The organism is Microbacterium sp. CH1, assembly GCF_001595495.1.
Classification (GTDB): domain Bacteria; phylum Actinomycetota; class Actinomycetes; order Actinomycetales; family Microbacteriaceae; genus Microbacterium.
The window spans coordinates 482,466-503,942 of sequence record NZ_LOSO01000011.1 but is presented as its reverse complement, the minus strand read 5'-3'; the positions used below and the strand labels follow the sequence as shown (position 1 = coordinate 503,942).

Below are 21,477 nucleotides of genomic sequence, written 5' to 3'. Positions count from 1 at the left end.
CCTCCATCCTAACGGAGAGGTCCCCACCGCCGGCTGAAGACGGCGGGCGTGCGGGGAACCGTCCGTCGTCTGCGCTACAGTCGAAGTCGCGAGACACGGGCCGGCGTGGCGGAATGGCAGACGCGGAGCACTCAAAATGCTTTGTCCGAGAGGGCGTGTGGGTTCGAGTCCCACCGCCGGCACCAGCATCGCGGACCGCTCGCCCCGTCACTCGGCGAGGGCGGCGAGTTCGGCCATCACGCGGGGGTGGGCGAGGATGCGGAAGTGCCCGCCCGTCTCCAGGACGACGTTCTTGGCCCCGGCGAGCTCGCTCCCCTCGGGGATGTGCGGATCGAACGCGGCATAGATCGAGACGATGCGGGCGTTCACGTCGAGCTCCCGTCCCAGGGCCACGATCGAGGGGTCATCGGGCGAGAACGCCCGCAGCACCCGTCCGGGGAGCAGCCGCGCGTAGCGGGAGCCTCCGAACGGCGTCGCGATGGCGAGCATGCCGCGGATCCGCGCACCCTCCGGGCCGGTCATCACCAGCTTCCCGGCGAGACCGCCCTTGCTGTGGGCGACGAGGAACACGCCGGAGAGGTCGTGCGCGCGCAGGTAGTCGGCCACCTGATCGGCCTCATCCCGGACCGGGAACTGGTTGCGGCGCAGCGCATCCACGACATGGACCGGGTGCCCCCGCTCGTGCAGCGCGACGATGAGCGGCTCCAGGAAGCGCCAGGTCTCGTAGACACCGGCGAGCACCACGATCGGGGCGCGGTCTCCGGTGGTGAAGTCGTCCGCCTGGTCACGGCCGAAGAACGAGCGGACCTGCCAGAACCCCGCGTAGGCGTAGTCTGCGGCCCACCAGCCCAGGATCCTCAGGACGCTGATCGTGCCCTCCCCCGTCGGAGGGGCGCGGCCGGCACCGCCGTCGGCCATGCTCCCGTCGTGTGGGTCAGGATCGCGGACGCCACCGCCCGGGGCGCGGACTGCTGCGCGACATGATGGTGACCGGGGATCTCCACCAGTCGCGAGACGGCCGCCGCGTCGCGCAGGCGCCGACACCACGCGCGTCCTGCGATCGGATCGTCGCTCCCCCGGACGACGAGCACCGGCATGGTGAGAGCCGCGACCCCCTCCTCCAGGGGATATGCGAGCATGTGCCTAACCTGGCGGAGATACCACCGCACGCCGCAGCGCAGATAGTCGGTGAAGACGACCGTGTTGATCGCCGGGGTCTCGCCGACGGTGTCGACGGCCAGGGCCCGGGCCTGCGCGCCGAGAGTCCGGTGGGCGTCGTCGGTGACGGGACCGATCGTCACGACGGTCCGGACGTACTCGGGATGCCGCAGCGCCGTCTCCACGGCCCACTGCACGCCCATCGAGTGCCCGACGAGCACGACGCGATCGTCGTCGAGGCTCGCCACCACCTGAGCCAGGCCCGCCGCCATCTGCGGGATGGAGACGTCGAACCGCGGCTTGGGCAGGCCGCCGAAGCCCGGGAGGTCGACGGAGACCACCCTGGTGGTGTCGGCGAGCACAGCGTGCAGCCGCGACAGGTACCGATGCGACATCCCGATCCCGTGCACGAGGACCACGGTCGGGGCGGCGCTGCCGGCGGGCCGCGGACTCTCCAGGATGCGGAACGTCAGCCCGGAGGTGACGAGGAGACGACGGAGGACCATGGCAGCACGCTAACGGAGGCCGCCGTCACGGCCGAGAGGCTTGACGCACCGGCCCGGAGATGACAGGGAGGGGCGAGGCCGAAGCCCCGCCCCTCCCGGAACGCCCTGCGTCAGACGCCGGCCTTGTAGATCGGCGCGGCGCCGCGGAGCGCATCGCCGACCTTGTGCACGCGCAGGTCGTTCGTGGAACCGATGATCCCGGGAGGGGACCCCGAGATGACGACGACCTTGTCCCCCTCGACGGCGAGGCCGTTCCCGAGGAGGTACTCGTCGACCTGGTGGTACATGAGGTCGGTGTGCTGCACCATGTCGACGAGGGTGGAGCGGAGACCCCAGGTCAGCGCCATACGACGACGGATGCCGGGCTCCGGCGTGAAGGCCAGCATCGGGATGCGGGAGCGCAGACGGGACAGGCGGCGCGCCGAGTCGCCCGACTGCGTGAACACGCACAGGAACTTGGCGTCCACGAACTCCGCGACCTCGAGGGCCGCGAGCGTGATGGCGCCACCCTGCGTGCGGGGCTTCGTGGTGAGCGGCAGGATGCGCTCCAGACCGTGCTCCTCCGTCGACTCGATGATCCGGGCCATCGTCTCGACGACGACGACCGGGTAGTCGCCCACGCTGGTCTCGCCGGAGAGCATGACCGCGTCGGCACCGTCGAGGACGGCGTTGGCGACATCGGAGGTCTCGGCGCGGGTCGGCACCGGGCTGTTGATCATCGACTCGAGCATCTGCGTCGCCACGATCACGGGCTTGGCGTTGCGACGGGCCAGCTCGACGGCGCGCTTCTGCACGATCGGGACGGCTTCGAGGGGCAGCTCCACGCCGAGGTCGCCACGGGCGACCATGATGCCGTCGAACGCGTCGACGATCTCTTCGAGCGCGTCGACGGCCTGCGGCTTCTCGATCTTGGCGATGACCGGGACGCGGACGCCCTCCTCCGCCATGATCTCGTGCACGCGGGTCACGTCCGAGGCGTTGCGCACGAACGACAGCGCGATGAGGTCGGCACCGGTCCGGAGGCCCCAGCGGAGGTCCTCCTCGTCCTTCTCGCTGAGCGCGGGAACGTTGACGGCGACGCCGGGCAGGTTGATGCCCTTGTTGTTCGAGACGGCGCCAGCGACGACGACACGCGTGGTGACGGTCACGCCGTCGGTCTCGACGACCTCGACGCGCACCTTGCCGTCGTCGATCAGCAGGAAGTCGCCGGGCTTGACGTCCTGAGGAAGGCCCTTGAACGTCGTGCCGCTGATCTCCTTGTTGCCGATGATGTCCTCGGTGGTGATCTTGAAGATGTCGCCCTTGGCGAGCTCGTACGGTCCGTCCTCGAAGCGGCCCAGACGGATCTTCGGACCCTGGAGGTCCACGAGGATGGCGACGGCACGACCGGAGTCCTCCGCCGCACGGCGCACGTTCGCGTAGTTGTTCTCGTGGACGGAGTAGTCACCGTGGCTGAGGTTCAGTCGGGCGACGTCCACACCGGCATCGATCAGTGCGCGCACCGTCTCATACGTGGAAGTGGCGGGGCCCAGGGTGGCGACGATTTTCGCGCGTCTCAACATGTCTCCAGGGTAGAAGTGGGGGATTACAAACAGGCGACACTGCCGGCCTCAGCCTACGCGGGCTGGAGGCCGATCGCGACATCGCTCGGGCGCACCGGCTCCGGCAGCACGGTGGTGCCCATGAGGAAGCGGTCGACGTTCGCCGCCGCCGCCCGGCCCTCAGCGATCGCCCAAACGATGAGCGACTGCCCGCGTCCCGCGTCCCCGGCGACGAACACGCCGGGGATCGACGACTCGTAGCTCGCGGCGCGACGGAAGGCGCCGCGCTCGGTCACCTCCGGCCGGGTGTCCTCGGTGTAGCCGTCCTGCTCCGGCCCGGTGAAGCCCATCGCGATGAGCACCAGGTCGGCCGGGATCTCCCGCTCCGTGCCGCTCTTGGGCACGCGGCGGCCGTCGATGTACTCGGTCTCGGCCACGCGCAGCGCGCGGACCTCGCCGACGTCGTTCGACAGGAACTCCACGGTCGAGGCGAGGAAGACCCGCTCCCCGCCCTCCTCGTGAGCCGAGGCCACCTCGAAGATCGTCGGCATCATCGGCCACGGCTGGTGATCCGGCCGCGTCTCGCTCGGCTGCTTGCCGATGGCGAGGTTGGTGACGCTGAGGGCGCCCTGGCGGTGCGCGGTGCCGATGCAGTCGGCGCCCGTGTCGCCGCCGCCGATGACGATGACGTGCTTGCCCTCGGCGGTGATCTGGTCCGGGACGGTGTCGCCGGCGACCGCGTGGTTCGACTCGACGAGGTACTCCATCGCGAAGTGGACGCCGTCGAGGTCGCGACCGGGGATCGGCAGGTCGCGCGGGACCGTGGCGCCGGTGGCGATCACGACCGCGTCGTACCGGGCGCGCAGGTCGGCCCAGGAGATGTCCTTGCCGATCTCGACGCCGGCGCGGAACCGCGTGCCCTCCTCCTGCATCTGGCGCAGGCGGGCCTCGAGCTGGCTCTTCTCCATCTTGAAGTCCGGGATGCCGTAGCGCAGCAGGCCGCCGATGCGGTCGTCCCGCTCGAAGACGGCGACGGTGTGCCCGGCGCGGGTGAGCTGCTGGGCGGCGGCGAGACCGGCGGGGCCCGAGCCCACGACGGCCACGGTCTTGCCCGTCAGACGCTCCGGCGGCTCCGGCTCGACCCAGCCCTTGGCGAAGGCCTCGTCGATGATGGAGACCTCGATCTGCTTGATCGTCACGGCCGGCTGGTTGATGCCGAGGACGCACGAGCTCTCGCACGGGGCCGGGCAGAGCCGTCCGGTGAACTCCGGGAAGTTGTTCGTCGCGTGCAGCCGCTCGATCGCCGCGCGGCCCTCCCCGCGCCAGGTGAGGTCGTTCCACTCCGGGATGAGGTTGCCCAGGGGGCAGCCGGAGTGGCAGAAGGGCACGCCGCAGTCCATGCACCGACTGGCCTGGCGACGGAGCACCGCCTTGTCGCCGGGCTCGTACACCTCTTTCCAGTCCATGATGCGCACGGGCACCGGACGGCGAGCGGGAAGTTCCCGCTCGGTCACCTTCAGAAAGCCTTTGGGGTCAGCCACCGGTCACCTCCAGGATGCGGTTCCAGACGATGTCGCCGTCGGGGTCGATCCCCTCGGCCAGTGCCTCCTCGCGCATGCTGCGCACGGCGGCGAAGTCGCGCGGGAGCACCTTCACGAACTCCGCCGCGCTGGCGTCGAAGTCCTCCAGGAGAGCCGCGGCGCGCGGGGACGCCGTGCGCTCCACATGCTCCACGAGCAGCCCGCGCAGCACTTCGAGGTCGGCGCGGTCCAGCGGCTCGAGCCGCAGCTCGCCGCTGCCGAGCGACTGCGCGTTGACCTTCGCGGTGTCCAGAGCGTGCACGTAGGCCACTCCCCCGGACATGCCGGCGCCGAAGTTGCGGCCGGTCGATCCGAGGATCACCGCGAGGCCGCCGGTCATGTACTCGAGCGCGTGGTCACCCACGCCCTCGACCACCGCGGTCGCACCGGAGTTGCGGACGAGGAAGCGCTCGCCCACCACACCGGAGATGAACATGGTGCCGGAGGTGGCGCCGTACCCGATCACGTTGCCCGCGATGACGTTCTCGTGCGGGGCGATCGCGGAGCCGCGGGGCGGCCGGATCGTGATGTCCCCACCGGAGAGTCCCTTGCCGACGTAGTCGTTCGCGTCACCCTCCAGCCGGAGGATGATGCCCGGCGGGAGGAACGCACCGAGAGACTGTCCCGCCGTGCCGGTGAGGGTGACGTCGATGGTCTCCTTCGGCAGTCCGGTGGCGCCGTGGCGCGAGGTCACCTGATGCCCGAGCATCGTGCCGACCGCGCGCTCGGTGTTGGCGATCGGGAGCTCCACCACGACGGGGTCGCCGTTCAGCAGCGCTCCCTTCGCGATGTCGATGAGCTGCACGTCGAAGTGCTTGTCGAGCTCGTGGTCCTGGGCGCGGCCGCTGCGACGCGGCTCGCCGGCCGGGAACGCCGGACCCTCCAGCACGGGGCTGAGGTCGAGTCCCTCGGCCTTCCAGTGCGCGATCGCCGCGTTGGTCTCCAGGAGCTCGGTGCGACCGACGATCTCGTCGATCGAGCGGTAGCCGAGCTCGGCGAGCAGCTCGCGCACCTCCTCGGCGATGAACTCCATGAAGTTCACGACGAACTCGGGCTTGCCGGTGAACCGGTCGCGCAGGACGGGGTTCTGCGTCGCGACGCCCACCGGGCAGGTATCGAGGTGGCAGACGCGCATCATGATGCAGCCGCTGACCACGAGGGGCGCGGTGGCGAAGCCGAACTCCTCGGCACCGAGCAGGGCGCCGATGATGACGTCCCGTCCGGTCTTGAGCTGCCCGTCGACCTGCACGACGACGCGGTCGCGCATGCCGTTGAGCATGAGCGTCTGCTGCGTCTCCGCGAGGCCGAGCTCCCACGGCGTTCCCGCGTGCTTCAGCGAATTCAGCGGGCTCGCGCCCGTACCGCCGTCGTGACCGGACACGAGGATGACATCGCTGAGCGCCTTGGCGACACCGGCCGAGACCGCGCCGATGCCGGACTGGCTGACGAGCTTCGTGTGGATGCGCGCCTCGGGATTCGCCCGCTTCAGGTCGAAGATGAGCTGCTTGAGGTCTTCGATCGAGTAGATGTCGTGGTGCGGCGGCGGCGAGATGAGGCCGACCCCCGCGGTGGCGTGGCGCGTGCGCGCGACCCAGGGGTACACCTTGGTCGGCGGGAGCTGACCGCCCTCACCGGGCTTGGCGCCCTGGGCGAGCTTGATCTGGATGTCGTCGGCCTCGGTGAGGTAGAGGCTCGTGACACCGAATCGACCCGAGGCCACCTGCTTGATCGCACTGCGCCGCTCGGGGTCGACGAGACGGTCGGGGTCTTCCCCGCCCTCCCCCGTGTTCGACTTGCCGCCGATCCGGTTCATCGCGATCGCGAGCGTCTCGTGCGCCTCCTTGGAGATGGAGCCGTAGCTCATCGCCCCCGTGGAGAAGCGCTTGACGATCGCCGAGACGGGCTCGACCTCGTCGAGCGGCACGGGCTTGCGCGTGCCGGTCCGCAGCGAGAACAGGCCGCGCAGCGTCTTCAGCTCGGCCGCCTGGTCGTCGACGAGCTTCGTGTACTCGCGGAAGATGTCGTAGCGGCGGGTCCGCGTGGAGTGCTGCAGCTTGAACACCGTCTCCGGATTGAAGAGGTGCGGAGAGCCGTCGCGACGCCACTGGTACTCGCCTCCGGTCCACAGGCGCTCGTGAGCACGGGCCGCGGCGTCCTCCGGGTAGGCGTAGTCGTGGCGGGCCTGGTTCTCGGCGAAGATCTCCTCGATCCCGATGCCGCCCAGCTTCGACTCGGTGCGCGTGAAGTAGGCGTCGATGAACTCCTGGCTGAGGCCGACCGCCTCGAACACCTGCGCGCCCGCATAGGACGACACCGTGGAGATGCCCATCTTCGACATGATCTTCAGCACGCCCTTGCCGAGCGCGTAGATGAGGTTCTTCACGGCCTTCTCCGGGGAGATGCCCGTGATGTAGCCGGTGCGCACGAGGTGCTCGACCGTCTCCATGGCGAGGTAGGGGTTGATAGCCGAGGCGCCGTAGCCGATGAGGGTCGCGACGTGGTGCACCTCGCGCACGTCGCCGGCCTCGACGATCAGACCGACCTTCATCCGGTTCTCACGCCGGATGAGGTGGTGATGGATGGCCGACACCATGAGCAGCGACGGGATCGGGACGAGATCCTTGTTCGAGTCGCGGTCGGACAGGATGATGAACTCCGCGCCGTCCTCGATGGCCTGATCGACCTCGGCGCACATCTCGGTGAGGCGCTCCGCGAGGGTGTGGGGTCCTGCGTCGAAATGGTAGAGACCGCGGATCGTGGCGCTCGAACGCCCGGGGAGGGCCTTGTCGATGTGCCGGATCTTCGCGAGCTCGTCGTTGTCGATGACCGGGAAGTCGAGCGACACCGTGCGGGTGTGCTCCGGACCCCAGCTCAGCAGGTTGACCTCAGGGCCGAGACCGAGCTTGAGGCTCGTGACGACCTCTTCGCGGATCGAGTCGAGCGGCGGGTTGGTCACCTGCGCGAACTGCTGCGTGAAGTAGTCGAAGAGCAGCCGCGGGCGCTTGCTGAGCACGGCGATCGGGGTGTCCGATCCCATGGCGCCCAGCGGCTCGACACCCGTCTGACCCATCGGGGTGAGGAGGATGCGGACCTCCTCCTCCGTGTACCCGAAGGTGCGCTGCCGCCGAGTGATCGACGCCGGCGGGTGCACGATGTGCTCGCGCTCGGGGAGGTCGGCCAGGCGGACGGAACCCGCGTCCAGCCACTCCTGCCACGGGTGCATCGACGCGAGATCGTGCTTGATCTCCTCATCCTCGACGATCCGGCGCTGAGCCGTGTCGACGAGGAACATCTTGCCGGGCTGCAGCCGGCCGCGGCGCTTGATGCGCTCCGGCTCGAAGTGCAGCACGCCGGTCTCGGAGCCGATGACGACGAGGCCGTCGGTGGTCTCCGTCCAGCGTCCGGGGCGCAGACCGTTGCGGTCCAGGGTAGCGCCGACGAGCGTGCCGTCGGTGAAGATGAGGGCGGCCGGGCCGTCCCACGGCTCCATCTGGTTGGAGTGGTACTCGTAGAACGCTCGCAGCTCCGGCGAGATGTCGGCCTGCTTCTCGTAGGCCTCCGGCACCATCATCATGATCGCGTGCGGCAGGCTGCGGCCGGTGAGGGTGAGCAGCTCCAGCACCTCGTCGAACGAGGCGGAGTCGCTGGCGCCGTCGGTGCAGATGGGCAGCAGGGGCGAGATGTCGCCGAGGAGCTCGGACTCGAGCTGCGACTGGCGGGCGCGCATCCAGTTGCGGTTGCCGCCGACGGTGTTGATCTCGCCGTTGTGGGCCAGCATCCGCAGCGGCTGCGCGAGCGGCCACGAGGGGAAGGTGTTCGTCGAGTACCGCGAGTGCACGACGGCGAGCTCGGAGGCGAAGCGCTCGTCCTGCAGATCCGGGTAGAACGGCTCGAGCTGGAGCGTGGTGACCATGCCCTTGTAGCCGAGCGTGCGGCTGGACAGGGAGACGAAGTAGGCGCCGAGCTCGTGACCGGCGCGCTTGCGGAGGCGATAGGCGACGCGGTCGAGCGTGATGCCGGTCAGCGGCGCATCGGCGAGGGTGGCGCCGCCGGCGCTCACGAAGAGCTGCTCGAAGGCGGGACGGGCCTCGTCGGCGAGCTTGCCGAGGTTCTCGTTGGCTGTGGGGACCTCGCGCCAGCCGAGGACGCGGAGCCCCTCCGCGCGGGCGATCTTCTCGATCCCGGCCTTCTGCTGGCGGCGCTCGCTCGAATCGCGAGGCAGGAAGGCCAGCCCGGCCGCGTACTCCCCCACGGGCGGCAGTTCGAAGCCGGTGACCGCGCGGAGGAACTCGTCCGGCATCTGGGTGAGGATGCCGGCTCCGTCCCCGGTGCCCGCGTCGGACCCGATGGCCCCGCGGTGCTCCAGGTTGCGCAGGGCCTCGAGGGCCAGCGCGATGATGTCGTGCCCGGCTTCGCCGCGCAGCGTTGCGACCATGGCCAGGCCGCAGGCGTCCTTCTCGAACGCCGGGTTGTACATGCCCTGCTTCGGGGGGTATGCGCCGGAGGCGCCGTAAGGGGGCTGGAAGTACACCAGTTACCGTCCTCAGATCTTCAGTGAAACCCGGGGACGTCGTCGGCCCGCTCGTTCAGTGCAATGGTTCTCCCGCCGCGAGTCGGCGTTATCGGGAGCCGTCCCCGCTCGAGGGAGCAGCGCTTGTGGCAGTGGCTCCGGCGGCGACTTCTTCGGCCGGAGGCTCGCTCACGTCCACGAAATCAGAGGGATTGTCCTGCGATTGTACATCAGCGTCCACGTCCTTCCGTCCGCGGCCCGGCTGGTACGGCGAGGGCTCGAGACCGGGGTGACGGCGCGTCTGCACCACGAGGATGACGAGGCCGAGGACGACGCCGATGATGGCGGCCCAGACGTTGCTGCGCAGGCCCAGGATGATCTCGCTCGGGTCGATGCGGATCGACTCCCACAGGATGCGTCCGGCGCTGTACCAGATGAGGTAGATCGCGAAGAGGCGCCCCCACTGGAAGAACAGCTTGCGGCCGAGCCACAGCAGCACGAGGACGCCGAGCCCGTTCCAGATGACCTCGTACAGGAAGGTCGGGTGGAAGAGGGTGCCCTCGGGGAGACCGGGAGGGAAGGCCGAATTGGTCGACTCGATCTCCAGGCCCCACGGCAGCGAGGTCGGCAGGCCGAAGAGCTCGTGGTTGAACCAGTTGCCGAAGCGGCCCATCGCCTGCGCGAGGAGCAGCCCGGGAGCCAGCGCGTCCGCGAAGGTCCAGAAGCGGATGCCGGTCCACCGGCATCCGAGGTAGGCGCCGACGGCACCGCCGATGAGCGCCCCGAAGATGGCGATGCCACCCTCCCAGATCGCCCAGACGGAGCCCGGCTCGAAGGGATTCCAGGTGTTCTTGCCCTCGCCGAAGTAGAAGTTCGGGTGCGTGAGCACGTGGAAGATGCGCGCGCCGATGATCGCGAGCGGCACGGCGAGGATGGCGATGTCGATGACCACCCACGGCTCCGCGCCGCGCTTGGTGAGGCGGTGGTTCGTCATCAGGACGGCGACGATGATGCCGGCGATGATGCACAGCGCGTAGAAGTGGATCCGGAGCGGACCGAGATCGAAGTACGACACGGGCGGGCTCGGGATGCTGGCGAGCACGCCGGCGGCGGTGCTGTGGAGCGCGGAGGACATGAGTGCGATCCTACTTCTCTGAGGCGAAGCGCGCCGACGCAGTGCCGGCGGCCAGGGTTCGGGTGACTTCGGCGAGGGCGGGCACACCGCCGTCGCGGAGGGCGCGGACGAGAGCGGTGCCCACGATGGCGCCGTCGGCGTACTCGGAGACGCCGGCGATCTGCTCCGGGGTCGAGATGCCGATGCCCACGCAGGCGCGACGGGCACCGTGGTCGCGGAGCCGCGACACGAGGGTTCGCGCCGCACGGTCGAGCTCGGCCCGCTCCCCCGTGATGCCCATGGTCGAGACGGTGTAGACGAAGCCCGTCGAGGACCGCACGACGAGGTCGAGGCGCTCGTCCGACGAGGTCGGAGCCGCGAGGAAGACCCGGTCGAGACCGAGCCGCTCGCTGGCCGCGATCCACTCACCGGCGGCCTCCGGCGTGATGTCCGGGGTGATGAGACCCGCGCCACCCGCGGCGAGCAGGTCCTCGGCATACCGCTCCACCCCGTACTGCAGCACCGGGTTCCAGTACGTCATCACGAGGACGGGGACATCGGTCGCGGCCGTGATCGCGCGGATGGCGGTGAAGAGGTCCTTCATCCGGAAGCCCGCGGCGAGGGCCTTGGTCGTCGCCTCCTGGATGATGGCGCCGTCCATGACGGGATCGCTGTAGGGCGGCCCGAGCTCGATGATGTCCACGCCGTTCTCGGCGAGGGCGATCGCGGCCTGGATGCTCGTCTCCAGGTCGGGGAAGCCGACGGGCAGGTAGCCGACGAAGGCGCTGCGGCCGGCGTCGTGCGCGCGCTGAATGGCCTGTTCGACGCGGCTCACAGCTGCGGCTCTCCCTTCGAGGCCGCGTCCTCGGCGGCGCTCTCCTCGGACACGTCGTGCGCGAGGGCGTCCTCGTCGTAGAGCTCGAAGTAGCGGGCGGCGGTGTCCATGTCCTTGTCGCCGCGACCCGAGAGGCAGATCGCGATGAGGCCGTCGGGGCCGAGCTCGCGGCCGATCCGCAGCGCGCCGGCGAGGGCATGAGCCGACTCGATGGCGGGGATGATGCCCTCGGTCCGGCTCAGCAGCCGTAGAGCCTGCATCGCCTCGTCGTCGGTCGCCGGGATGTACTCGGCGCGGCCGATGTCAGCCAGCCACGAGTGCTCCGGGCCCACGCCCGGGTAGTCGAGACCGGCGGAGATGGAGTGCGATTCGACGGTCTGGCCGTCTTCGTCCTGCAGCACGTAGGTCTTCGCGCCGTGCAGCACGCCGGGGCGGCCGCGCTCGATCGAGGCGGCGTGCTTGTCGGTGTCGACGCCGTCGCCCGCCGCCTCCACGCCGTACAGCCGCACGCCCTCGTCGTCCAGGAACGCGTCAAACATGCCGATCGCGTTCGATCCGCCGCCGACGCAGGCGACGACCGCGTCGGGAAGCCGGCCGACCTCGTCGAGGATCTGCGCGCGGGCCTCCTCGCCGATGATCTTCTGGAAGTCGCGGACCATCGCCGGGAACGGGTGCGGTCCCGCGGCGGTGCCGAAGATGTAGTTGGTGGTCTCGACCGAAGCCACCCAGTCGCGGTAGGCGTCATTGATCGCGTCCTTCAACGTGCGCGAGCCCGAGGTGACCGCGACGACCTCGGCGCCCAGCAGACGCATCCGGGCGACGTTCAGCGCCTGGCGCTCGGTGTCGACCTCACCCATGTAGATGGTGCAGTCCAGCCCGAACAGCGCGGCAGCGGTCGCCGTGGCGACGCCGTGCTGGCCTGCTCCGGTCTCGGCGATGACACGGGTCTTGCCGAGGCGCTTGGTGAGCAGAGCCTGGCCCAGCACGTTGTTGATCTTGTGCGAACCGGTGTGGTTGAGGTCCTCGCGCTTGAGGAAGACCCGCGCGCCGCCCGCGTGCTCCGCGAACCGGGGCACCTCGGTGAGCGCGGACGGACGCCCGGCGTAGGAGGACAGCAGGTGGGCGAGCTCGGCACGGAACTCCGGGTCGGCGATGGCCTCCTCGTACGCGACGGTGAGCTCGTCGATCGCGGCGACCAGGGACTCCGGCATGTACCGCCCTCCGAAGTCACCGAAGAACGGACCGTGCTGGTCGCGCAGACTCACTTCGCCTCCAGGAAGCTCTCGAGAGTGGCGACCGGGTCTCCGGTCACCAGGGCCTCGCCGATCAGCACGACGTCGGCACCGGCCGAACGGTAGTGCGCGACGTCAGCGGGGGTGAGCACCGCGGACTCCGCGATCTTGATCGCCGAGTCCGGGATGCGGTCCACGAGCCGGCCGAAAAGATCGCGGTCGAGCTCGAGGGTCTTGAGATTGCGGGCGTTCACGCCGATCAGGGCGGCGCCGAGATCGATCGCGGCGTCCAGCTCCTCCGCCGAGTGTGTCTCCACGAGCGGCGTCATGCCGAGTTCGAGGATGAACCCGTACAGGTCGCGCAGGACGTCGGGCTCCAGGCCCGCCACGATCAGGAGGACAAGGTCGGCACCGGCGGCACGCGCCTCCAGCACCTGGTACCGGGTGGCGATGAAGTCCTTCCTGAGCACCGGCAGCGAGACCCGGGCGGTGACCGCCTCCAGATCGGCGAGACTGCCGCCGAAGCGGCGCTCCTCGGTGAGGACGCTGATCGCGGAGGCGCCACCGGTCTCGTAGAGCGTGGCCTGATGCGCGGGATCCGGGATCTCCGCGAGGGCACCGCGGGACGGACTCGCCCGCTTCACCTCGGCGATGATCTTCACCCGGTCGGCGGGAGCGAGGAAGGACAGCGCGTCCTTCGCCGCGGGGCGCGCGAGGGCGTCACGCTCGACGACCGCGAGCGGACGGGACTGGGAGCGACGCTCGGCGTCTGCGACAGCGCCGGCCGTCAGGTCGGCGAGGACCACTAGTGCGCCTTCGGAGCGTACTTGGGACCCTTCACGCCGTATCCCACCTTCGCGAGCACCCAGCCGACGATCGCCCCGATCGGGATCAGTGCGGCGGCGATCCACACCAGGGTCGGCTGCTCGAAGCAGAACGCGACGGTCGCGGCGGCGAAGCCGACGAGCATGATCACGACGGCGGTCCAGGCCGCAGGCGAGTGTCCGTGGCCGGGGTCAGCGATCGGGTTGGTCATGTTCTCCTCCGGGGACGACGTGGGGATCTGGGTTCAGTCTATCGGGGTCAGCGCGTCGGGTCGGACCCGCGGGACAGCTCGTCCCAGGAATCGACCGCGTCGACGGGACCGTCGTGCGGCGCGTCGCTCGGGGCGTCGGTGCGATAGCGACGGCCGCCGGCCTTCCAGCGCCGCCAGGTGGTCAGCGCGACGACGGCGGCGGCGAGCAGGATCACCCAGCCGACGAGGGCGAGGAACGGCCAGGCCGACGGCACGATGCTCGCCGCGACCTCGTGGACGGCTCCGCTGCCGGCGAGTCCCGTCGTCTCGGTGACGGTCGCGGCGACGGCACCGTAGGCGTCGCCGAGGAGGAGCTGCAGCGTGGACCAGCCCAGGAACAGTGCGGCCGCGGCTGCCAGCACCCCGAAGACGACGCGCACGACCCGGCCGGCGATCGCGAGGGCGGCACCGAGCGCCAGGACCGCGAGGCTCAACGGGGCGAGGAGCACGAGGGCGGAGGCACCGGGGACGAGGATGTCCTCCCCCGCGTCCGCGCGCTGCACCGTGAACCAGGTCTGCGTGGAGGAGATGATCCCGATGGCGCCGGCCATCAGGAACCCCGTCACGGAGAGGGAGCGGCCGCGCTCCGCGATGCTCACGAGGCGCTCACCCCGTCGACGGCGTCCAGGTCGGTGGTGTCGAAGCACGTCCGCGTGCCGGTGTGGCATGCGGGGCCGGTCTGATCGACGAGGAGCAGGAGCGCATCTCCGTCGCAGTCGAGCCGGGCCTCCCGCACGACCTGGATGTGGCCGGACGTGTCCCCCTTGCGCCAGTACTCCTGCCGCGAGCGGGACCAGTAGGTCGCACGACCGGAGGTGAGCGTGCGGCGCAGGGCCTCGGCATCCACCCACGCCAGCATGAGCACCTCGCGCGAGTCCCACTGCTGCACGATGATCGGGGCGAGCCCGTCGGCGTTGAAGGCGACCTGCGCGATGCGGTCGTCGACGGAGACCTCGTCCTGCTTCGGCGTGTCGGTCATCGGACGAGCACTCCTTCCGCGCGCAGCGCTTCCTTCACGTCGCCGACGGTCAGGGCTCCGGTATGGAACACGCTGGCCGCGAGCACGGCGTCGGCGCCGGCCTTGATGGCCGGAGCGAAGTCGGTCGCCCGTCCCGCACCGCCGGAGGCGATGACAGGGATCGGCGCGACTTCGCGCATGAGGCGGACGAGCTCGAGGTCGAAGCCGTCGCGGGTGCCGTCGGCGTCGATCGAGTTCACCAGCAGTTCCCCCGCCCCACGCTCCGCGGCCTCGCGCGCCCAGTCGAGCGCGTCCAGCGTGGTCTGCGTGCGACCGCCGTGCGTGGTGACGACGAAGCCGGAGCGCGTCGTGTCGGCGCGCTTGACGTCGAGCGAGAGCACGAGTACCTGGGCACCGAAGCGATCCGCGATCTCGCCGATGAGCTCGGGACGGGCGATCGCCGCGGAGTTCACGCCGACCTTGTCCGCACCGACGGCGAGGAGCCGCGCGACGTCGTCGACGCTGCGCACCCCGCCGCCCACCGTCAGCGGCACGAAGACCTGCTCCGCGGTGCGCTGCACGACGTCGTAGGTCGTGGCCCGCGCGTCCACCGTCGCGGTGACGTCCAGGAACGTGATCTCGTCGGCACCCTGGGCGGCGTAGTGGCGGGCGAGCTCCACCGGATCGCCCATGTCGCGAAGGTTCTCGAAGTTGACGCCCTTGACGACGCGACCGTCGGCGACGTCGAGGCACGGGATGACGCGACTCGCGAGGGCCATCAGAGCCTCGCCGCGTGGATCGCCGTGACGAGGATGGCCCGGGCGCCCAGGGCGTACAGGTCGTCCATCACCTGGTTGACCCGGCGACGCGGGATCATGACGCGCACGGCCACCCAGGCCGGGTCGCGGAGCGGCGAGATGGTCGCGGACTCGCGACCCGGGGCGATGGCCACGGCCTGATCGACGAGCTCGGTGGGGAGGTCGTAGTCGAGGAGCACGTAGCGGCGCGCGACCATGACGCCGCGGAGTCGGCGCAGCAGCGTCTCCACGCCGTCGGCCTCACCGGGACGGCTGATCAGCACGGCCTCGGACTCCAGGATCACGGGGCCGAAGATCTCCAACCCCGCCTGGCGCAGGGTGGTGCCGGTGGACACCACGTCGGCGACCGCGTCGGCGACGCCGAGGCGTACGGCGGACTCCACGGCACCGTCGAGCTGCACGAGCTCGGCGTTCACCCCCTGGTCGCGGAGGAAGGATCCCACCAGACCCGGATAGGCGGAGGCCACGCGGACGCCGTCCAGGTCCTGGACGGAGGTGAAGCGTCCGGGAGGACCGGCGAAGCGGAACGTGGACGCCCCGAAGCCGAGCTGCTCGATCTCGCGCGCCGGCTGCTGCACGTCGAGGAGGAGATCACGACCGGTGATCCCCACGTCGAGGGCGCCGGAGGCCACGTAGGTGGCGATGTCACGCGGGCGGAGGAAGAAGAACTCGACGTCGTTCTCGGCGTCGATGACATGCAGGGTCTTGGGGTCGCGGCGGCCGGCGTAGCCCGCCTCCGCGAGCATCTCGGCGGCGGTCTCGGAGAGCGAGCCCTTGTTGGGAACGGCGATGCGCAGCATGAACGGCTTTCAGTTCGAAGGAGTGGGACCGGAGCGCATCACAGATGTCGGTAGACGTCCTGCAGGGTGAGGCCCTTCGCGAGCATCATCACCTGCAGGTGGTAGAGGAGCTGGGAGATCTCCTCGGCGGCAGCGGCATCCGACTCGTACTCCGCCGCCATCCAGACCTCGGCGGCCTCTTCGACGATCTTCTTGCCGATCGCATGCACGCCGCCGTCGAGCTCCGCCACGGTGCCCGATCCCTCGGGTCGGGTCTCGGCCTTGACGCTGAGCTCGGCGAACAGCTCGTCGAAAGTCTTCACCCCTCCAGGCTACCGGCTCGCGCGAGGTCCCTGAGCCGGGTGACGGCCGCCTCCACGTCGTCCGCCCCGTAGACAGCGGATCCGGCGACGAAGGTGTCGGCTCCCGCTTCGGCCGCCTGGGCGATCGTCGCGTCGGAGATGCCGCCGTCGACCTGGAGCCAGACGGACGAGCCGCGGCGCCGCGCCTCCGTGGACAGCGCCTGCAGTTTCGGCATGGTCTCGGGCAGGAAGCCCTGTCCGCCGAACCCCGGCTCGACGGTCATCACGAGGATCTGGTCGAACTCGTCCAGCAGGTCGAAGAGTCCCTCGACAGGAGTCGCGGGCTTGACCGCGACCCCCGCACGGGCGCCGATGTCGCGCAGCCGTCGTGCGAGAGCCACCGGCTCCCCCGCCGCTTCCAGGTGGAAGGTCACGCTCGCGGCGCCGAGCTCGGCATAGCCCGGGGCCCAGCGATCCGGATCCGTGATCATGAGATGCACGTCCAGCGGGACCGGGCTGGTCTCCTGGATGCGCTGGACCATCTGCGGGCCGAACGTGAGGTTCGGGACGAAGTGGTTGTCCATGACGTCGACGTGCGCGAAGTCGGCCGTCGCGATGCGGGCGAGCTCCGCCTGCATGTTGACGAAGTCGGCGGCGAGGATGCTGGGGTTGATGCGCGGGGCGCGGGGCAGATCCATGGTCTCAACCTTCCTTCGGGGCGTCTGTCGCCTCCAGCGGGCGCTGCAGGAGTGCGAGGAACATCGCGTCGGTGCCGTGCCGATGCGGCCAGAGCTGAGCGCTTCCCGTCTGCGCCCGCCCGTCGTCGGCGAGATCGATCGGCGACTGCGCCACGCCGTGCAGCACCGCGCGGGCATCGAGCTCGACGAGCTCTGGCCGGATGCGCCGCACCTCCTCGACCACCGCCGTGGTCTCCGCGAGATGGGGCGAACAGGTGACGTACGCGACGACGCCTCCCGGTGCGAGAGCGTCCGCAGCCGCCGTGAGCAGGCCGACCTGCAGGGGCACGAGCTCGGCGACGTCCGCCGGGGACTTCCGCCACCGGGCCTCCGGGCGCCGTCGGAGGGCGCCGAGGCCGGTGCAGGGGGCGTCCACGAGGATCCGGTCGAACGCCTCCGGCCGCTCGGCCGCCAGCTCCCGGCCGTCGCGCTCGTGCACGGTGACGTCGCCCGGGACAGCGCGCAGGGCGTTGCGCACGAGCCGGGCGCGGGTCGGCACCACCTCGTTGGCCTCCAGGACGGCGTCGTTCTGCCGGGCGACGGCGGCGAGCAGGGCGGTCTTCCCGCCGGGGCCTGCGCACAGGTCGAGCCATCGCTCCCCCGTGCGCAGCGGCGTCGCCGCGGTCAGCGCGAGCGCGACGAGCTGAGACCCCTCGTCCTGCACCCGGACCGCACCGTCGGAGGCGGCCAGCGCGAGACGCGGATCGCCTCCCGGAGACGCGAACGCCGTGGCGGCGTAGGGCCGGCGGGGCTCCTGCGGCTCCGCGAGCCCGGGGAGGGCGACCAGGGTGACCTCGGGCGAGACGTTGTCGGCCTCCAGCAGGGCGTCCAGCTCCTCGACGCGCCCCTCGGCGGCGAGGGCGCGCCGCAGCGCCCGGATGATCCACACCGGGTGCGCGGCTCGGAGGGCCAGGCGTTCGTCGTCCGATCGCGCCGCCGCCTCGATGCGCGCGAGCCATTCGCCCGGCGACTCGCGGGCGATCCGCCGGAGCACCGCGTTGGCGAAGCTCGACGCGCCACGCCCCGCCGTGAGGGCCACGAGGTTCACGGACTCGTTCACGGCGGCGTGCGAGGCCACCCGCGTCGCGAGGAGCTGATGCACCGCGAGCCGGAGGGCGTCGAGCACGGCGGGGTCGATCGCGTCGGCGGGGCGGTCGGCGGCGGCGGCGATGATCGCGTCGTAGGTGCCCCGGCGACGGAGCGTGCCGTAGGTCAGCTCGGTCGCGAGAGCCGCGTCCTGCGGGTCCAGCCCTGCCTCGGCGATCGCCGTCGGGAGGAGCAGGTTGGCGTAGGCGTCGGAGTCCGACACCGCCCTGATCACGTCGTAGGCCACGCGGCGCGCCGGCTGGACCGACCGGTTCGGGCCGCGGCCGTTCCGCGCCCGGCCTGCGTGCTGCCGACCCGAGCCGGGGCGCCGTCCGTCGTTCGCGTTCACGAGCCGGCCACCGGAGTCGTGCCCTGCAGACCCCGCCACCAGTCGGCGGCGTTCATGGGGCCCTTGCCCGCGGGCTGCAGCCGGGTGACGGCCAGCGGCGAGGTGGCCGTCCCGATCAGGACCTCCGCGCGCGTGCCCGCCATGGCGCCCGGTCGCAGGTCCTCCGCCTCGGCACCGGCGGGTCGCGCCTCGAGGATCTTCAGCCGCTGACCGTCGATCGTCGTGTGCGCTCCCGGCTCCGGCGTGACTCCGCGGAACCGGGCATACACGGCGTCGAACGGCTCGCGGAAGTCGAGGAGACCGTCCTCGAGCGTCAGCTTGCCGGCGAACGTCGGCTCGCCCTCCTGCGGGACGGCGCGGGCACTGCCGTCCGCGATCGCGGCGACCACGTCGGCGGTGAGACCGGCGCCGTCGAGGGCCAGAGCCTCCAGCGCCTCCCCCGCCGTGGCGGTCGCCGGGAGCTCGACGGTACGCATCGCGAACACGTCGCCGGCGTCGAGCTCGGGGACGAGCTGGAAGACGCTCGCGCCGAGGACGGCATCTCCCGCGATCAGAGCGCGCTGCACCGGCGCGGCTCCGCGCCAGGCCGGCAGGAGCGAGAAGTGCAGGTTGATCCACCCGGCATCCGGCACCGACAGGAGCGGCTCGCGCACGAGTCCGCCGTACGCGACGATCACGCCGAGCTCCGGGCGCAGGGCCGAGATCTCCGTCGTCACCGGCTCGTCCAGCCGGGCAGCGTGGATGACCGGCAGGCCGAGCTCGACCGCAGCCTGAGCGACCGGCGACGGGGTCAGCACCCGCTTGCGCCCGAGGGGGGCGTCGGGGCGCGTCACCACCGCGACGATGTCGTGCTCGGCGGCGAGGCGTCGCAGAGTGGGGACCGCGGCGGCGGGAGTGCCGGCGAAGACGAGGCGCATGAAGGTTCTCCGGAAGGGTCAGAGTTCTGGATCGAGGATATCGAGGCGGACCGACAGCGTGCTGCGGGCGGCCTTGGTCCGGCCTCGGCGGCCGCTCACCGCCTCCGCCACGACGGCAGCACGGAGGGTGGTCGCGACGCGGCTCCCCGCGCCGTAGTCGAAGCGCACGAGCGCCCGCACGCGGGACGGGACGTCATCCGATTCGACGGGGACGGGACCGAGCACCGCGTCGGAGGGCAGGGAGAGTTCGGACAGGGCCTCCAGAGCGCGCGCCACGGCGGCGGACGAGCCTTCCACGAGCGCGACGCGTGCGGTCGGCGGCATGTGCAGCGGCGCGCGCTGCTCCAGCTCGGTGCGTGCGTAGGCAGGGTGGTTCCACGTGGCGAGGGCTCTCGCGACGGCGCCGTCGACGCCGACGAGGTGGACGGGGGCGCCCGGCGCGGCGAGGGCGGCGGCGTTCGACCACCACCGCAGACACGCTTCGCCGATGCGCAGATCCGGCGCCTGCAGCATCCGCGGGCCGTCGAGCAGCACGACCGCCCGGTAGCCGCCCTCCGCGAGGGGCTCGGCGCCGCGCGTGGCGACCACGAGGGCCGGGCGCGCGTCGACGCGCTCCACCGGATGGCTGCCGTCGGCGACGATGACGCGGACGCCGGGGAAGGCACGTCCGAGCTCGTCGGCGGTCCGCTCGCTGCCGGATGAAGCGAGCCGGAGACGGGTCGAGGAGCACGCCGGGCAGGTCCACGCCCTGGCACCACGCCCGCACCACCCGCACACCGGGACCGCGCCACGATGGCGGGCGCCGAGAGGACCGCCGCAATGAGGGCATCGGGCGGGAGCCCGGCAGTCGGCGCAGACGAGGGACGGCGCGAAGCCGGGCCGCGAGACCTGGATGAGCACCGGCCCTTCCGCGGCCGCGTTCCGGGCGGCGAGGAAGGCCGACGACGGCATGCGCTGGGGCGTCGGCTGCTCCATCTCCTGCGGTGTGCTCAGCACCACACGCGGGAGGACCCGTCGGGTCGCGCGGACATCCCGCAGCCAGCCGTGCACGACGAGCCGCTCGACCTCGGTCGTCCGCGTATGACCGGCGAAGAGCAGGGCCGAGCCCTCCGCCTCCTGTCGCAGCAGCGCCGCGTCCCGGGCGTGGACGTAGGGTGCGAGCGGCTCGCCCAGCAGGCTGTCGCCGTCGTCCCACAGCGCCACGAGACCGGCGACGACAGGGGCGTACACGGCGGACCTGTTCCCGACGACGATGCAGGGCGCGTCCTCGAGCGTGCGCAGGAAAGAGCGATAGCGATCCGGGTTCGACTGTCGGGAGTCGTACCGCGCGATCGCCTCCGCGGGGACGAACGTGTCGAGGGCGGCCAGCAGCCGATCGAGGTCACGGTGGTCGGGCACGACGAGGATGGCCGACCTCCCCGCCGCGAGCGTGGTCGCGGCGGCGGCAGCGAGCATCCGCGCCCAGCCCGGTGTGTCGTCGCTGAGCTGCGGGATGGCCTCGACGGCCGCGCGTCCGTTCTCGTCGAGCACCGCCCGCAGTCCGTCGTACAGTCCGACGACGGACGCGGCCGCATCGCGGGCCTCGGGTTCCAGGAGCGGCGTCGGAGCGTCGGCGGTCCAGGCCTTCTCGACCCGCACCTGCCGCTTCGGGATCACCAGCCGCAACACGTCGGCTGCCGACCCTGCCGCGCGATCGGCGACGCGCCGCGCCAGTCGGTACAGGCGATCCGGCAGCACGGGAACGGCCGACACGATGCTCTCGACCTCGGAGAGCGGCCGATCGGCGTCGTCCTCCACGTCGAGCTCCACCACGAATCCGTCGACCACGCGCCCCGCAGTCCGCAGGGGCACGCGCACGCGGACCCCGGGCTCGACGTCACCGAGCTCCGGCGGGAGCGCGTAGTCGAACAGGCGGTCGAGCTGCGGCAGCGGCGACTCGAGGAGCACCCGCGCGATGCGCCGGCTCTCCGGAGAGATCAG

19 protein-coding genes and 1 tRNA gene are annotated in these 21,477 nt (G+C 71.1%); 1 reads left to right on the top strand and 19 read right to left on the bottom strand.

The window, feature by feature from the left end; genetic code table 11:
• The first annotated feature begins 99 nt into the window (after positions 1-99).
• Positions 100-185 (top strand) — tRNA-Leu (locus tag AUV07_RS05775).
• Between the two features lie 22 nt (positions 186-207).
• Here the strand turns inward: AUV07_RS05775 and AUV07_RS05770 are convergent.
• From AUV07_RS05770 to AUV07_RS05680, 19 genes are all read right to left on the bottom strand, one after another.
• The gene (locus AUV07_RS05770; RefSeq protein WP_062634539.1) at positions 208-918 is read right to left on the bottom strand and encodes an esterase/lipase family protein; all 711 of its coding nucleotides are present in this window, start codon (positions 916-918) and stop codon (positions 208-210) included.
• On the bottom strand, positions 858-1,664 hold the full coding sequence (locus tag AUV07_RS05765) for an alpha/beta fold hydrolase (protein WP_062634537.1): 807 nt from the start codon (positions 1,662-1,664) through the stop codon (positions 858-860). The genes AUV07_RS05770 and AUV07_RS05765 overlap by 61 nt, the downstream gene beginning before the upstream one ends.
• A 110-nt stretch (positions 1,665-1,774) precedes the next feature.
• Positions 1,775-3,223 carry a pyruvate kinase gene (gene pyk / locus AUV07_RS05760; RefSeq protein ID WP_062635190.1) on the bottom strand — a complete coding sequence of 483 codons (1,449 nt, stop codon included), beginning with the start codon at positions 3,221-3,223 and terminating at the stop codon, positions 1,775-1,777.
• A 56-nt stretch (positions 3,224-3,279) separates the two neighbouring features.
• Positions 3,280-4,746, bottom strand: a complete 1,467-nt coding sequence (locus tag AUV07_RS05755; protein ID WP_025103473.1) for a glutamate synthase subunit beta — start codon at positions 4,744-4,746, stop codon at positions 3,280-3,282.
• Positions 4,739-9,262 carry a glutamate synthase large subunit gene (gene gltB / locus AUV07_RS05750; protein ID WP_102209237.1) on the bottom strand — a complete coding sequence of 1,508 codons (4,524 nt, stop codon included), beginning with the start codon at positions 9,260-9,262 and terminating at the stop codon, positions 4,739-4,741. The genes AUV07_RS05755 and gltB overlap by 8 nt, the downstream gene beginning before the upstream one ends.
• Positions 9,263-9,404: 142 nt before the next feature.
• The gene (gene lgt, locus AUV07_RS05745) at positions 9,405-10,430 is read right to left on the bottom strand and encodes a prolipoprotein diacylglyceryl transferase (RefSeq protein ID WP_062634533.1); all 1,026 of its coding nucleotides are present in this window, start codon (positions 10,428-10,430) and stop codon (positions 9,405-9,407) included.
• A 10-nt stretch (positions 10,431-10,440) separates the two neighbouring features.
• Complete coding sequence (trpA, locus tag AUV07_RS05740; protein WP_062634531.1) at positions 10,441-11,244, bottom strand: tryptophan synthase subunit alpha; 804 nt, start codon at positions 11,242-11,244, stop codon at positions 10,441-10,443.
• On the bottom strand, positions 11,241-12,509 hold the full coding sequence (gene trpB, locus AUV07_RS05735; RefSeq protein ID WP_062634529.1) for a tryptophan synthase subunit beta: 1,269 nt from the start codon (positions 12,507-12,509) through the stop codon (positions 11,241-11,243). Before trpB ends, trpA begins: the two co-directional genes overlap by 4 nt.
• Positions 12,506-13,282: an indole-3-glycerol phosphate synthase TrpC gene (trpC, locus tag AUV07_RS05730; protein WP_062634527.1), complete on the bottom strand. Its 777-nt coding sequence runs from the start codon at positions 13,280-13,282 to the stop codon at positions 12,506-12,508. Before trpC ends, trpB begins: the two co-directional genes overlap by 4 nt.
• Positions 13,282-13,512: an HGxxPAAW family protein gene (locus tag AUV07_RS05725; protein ID WP_062634525.1), complete on the bottom strand. Its 231-nt coding sequence runs from the start codon at positions 13,510-13,512 to the stop codon at positions 13,282-13,284. The genes trpC and AUV07_RS05725 overlap by 1 nt, the downstream gene beginning before the upstream one ends.
• Positions 13,513-13,559: 47 nt before the next feature.
• Positions 13,560-14,150 carry a Trp biosynthesis-associated membrane protein gene (locus AUV07_RS05720; RefSeq protein ID WP_062634523.1) on the bottom strand — a complete coding sequence of 197 codons (591 nt, stop codon included), beginning with the start codon at positions 14,148-14,150 and terminating at the stop codon, positions 13,560-13,562.
• Positions 14,147-14,530: a phosphoribosyl-AMP cyclohydrolase gene (gene hisI, locus AUV07_RS05715; protein WP_062634521.1), complete on the bottom strand. Its 384-nt coding sequence runs from the start codon at positions 14,528-14,530 to the stop codon at positions 14,147-14,149. The genes AUV07_RS05720 and hisI overlap by 4 nt, the downstream gene beginning before the upstream one ends.
• Positions 14,527-15,288: an imidazole glycerol phosphate synthase subunit HisF gene (gene hisF / locus AUV07_RS05710; RefSeq protein WP_062634519.1), complete on the bottom strand. Its 762-nt coding sequence runs from the start codon at positions 15,286-15,288 to the stop codon at positions 14,527-14,529. Before hisF ends, hisI begins: the two co-directional genes overlap by 4 nt.
• Entirely contained in the window at positions 15,288-16,127 is an 840-nt protein-coding gene (gene hisG, locus AUV07_RS05705; protein WP_025103483.1) for an ATP phosphoribosyltransferase, read from the bottom strand. Before hisG ends, hisF begins: the two co-directional genes overlap by 1 nt.
• A gap of 38 nt (positions 16,128-16,165) precedes the next feature.
• Positions 16,166-16,429 (bottom strand): phosphoribosyl-ATP diphosphatase, encoded by a 264-nt coding sequence (locus AUV07_RS05700; protein WP_025103484.1) that lies wholly within the window; start codon positions 16,427-16,429, stop codon positions 16,166-16,168.
• Complete coding sequence (gene rpe / locus AUV07_RS05695) at positions 16,426-17,106, bottom strand: ribulose-phosphate 3-epimerase (RefSeq protein WP_062634518.1); 681 nt, start codon at positions 17,104-17,106, stop codon at positions 16,426-16,428. Before rpe ends, AUV07_RS05700 begins: the two co-directional genes overlap by 4 nt.
• Before the next feature lie 4 nt (positions 17,107-17,110).
• The gene (locus AUV07_RS05690) at positions 17,111-18,478 is read right to left on the bottom strand and encodes an RsmB/NOP family class I SAM-dependent RNA methyltransferase (RefSeq protein WP_062635188.1); all 1,368 of its coding nucleotides are present in this window, start codon (positions 18,476-18,478) and stop codon (positions 17,111-17,113) included.
• 98 nt (positions 18,479-18,576) lie between these two features.
• The gene (gene fmt, locus AUV07_RS05685) at positions 18,577-19,497 is read right to left on the bottom strand and encodes a methionyl-tRNA formyltransferase (protein ID WP_062634516.1); all 921 of its coding nucleotides are present in this window, start codon (positions 19,495-19,497) and stop codon (positions 18,577-18,579) included.
• A gap of 18 nt (positions 19,498-19,515) precedes the next feature.
• Entirely contained in the window at positions 19,516-21,474 is a 1,959-nt protein-coding gene (locus AUV07_RS05680) for a hypothetical protein (protein WP_082802880.1), read from the bottom strand.
• Positions 21,475-21,477 lie beyond the last annotated feature (3 nt).

Excerpts from the sequence above, each read along its gene's own strand:
- AUV07_RS05765 (WP_062634537.1), bottom strand. The coding sequence starts at position 1,664 with ATGGTCCTCCGTCGTCTCCTCGTCACCTCCGGGCTGACGTTCCGCATC.
- fmt (WP_062634516.1), bottom strand. The coding sequence starts at position 19,497 with ATGCGCCTCGTCTTCGCCGGCACTCCCGCCGCCGCGGTCCCCACTCTG.
- AUV07_RS05725 (WP_062634525.1), bottom strand. The coding sequence starts at position 13,512 with ATGACCAACCCGATCGCTGACCCCGGCCACGGACACTCGCCTGCGGCC.
- hisI (WP_062634521.1), bottom strand. The coding sequence starts at position 14,530 with ATGACCGACACGCCGAAGCAGGACGAGGTCTCCGTCGACGACCGCATC.
- lgt (WP_062634533.1), bottom strand. The coding sequence starts at position 10,430 with ATGTCCTCCGCGCTCCACAGCACCGCCGCCGGCGTGCTCGCCAGCATC.
- hisG (WP_025103483.1), bottom strand. The coding sequence starts at position 16,127 with ATGCTGCGCATCGCCGTTCCCAACAAGGGCTCGCTCTCCGAGACCGCC.
- gltB (WP_102209237.1), bottom strand. The coding sequence starts at position 9,262 with ATGTACAACCCGGCGTTCGAGAAGGACGCCTGCGGCCTGGCCATGGTC.
- AUV07_RS05770 (WP_062634539.1), bottom strand. The coding sequence starts at position 918 with ATGGCCGACGGCGGTGCCGGCCGCGCCCCTCCGACGGGGGAGGGCACG.
- rpe (WP_062634518.1), bottom strand. The coding sequence starts at position 17,106 with ATGGATCTGCCCCGCGCCCCGCGCATCAACCCCAGCATCCTCGCCGCC.
- hisF (WP_062634519.1), bottom strand. The coding sequence starts at position 15,288 with ATGGCCCTCGCGAGTCGCGTCATCCCGTGCCTCGACGTCGCCGACGGT.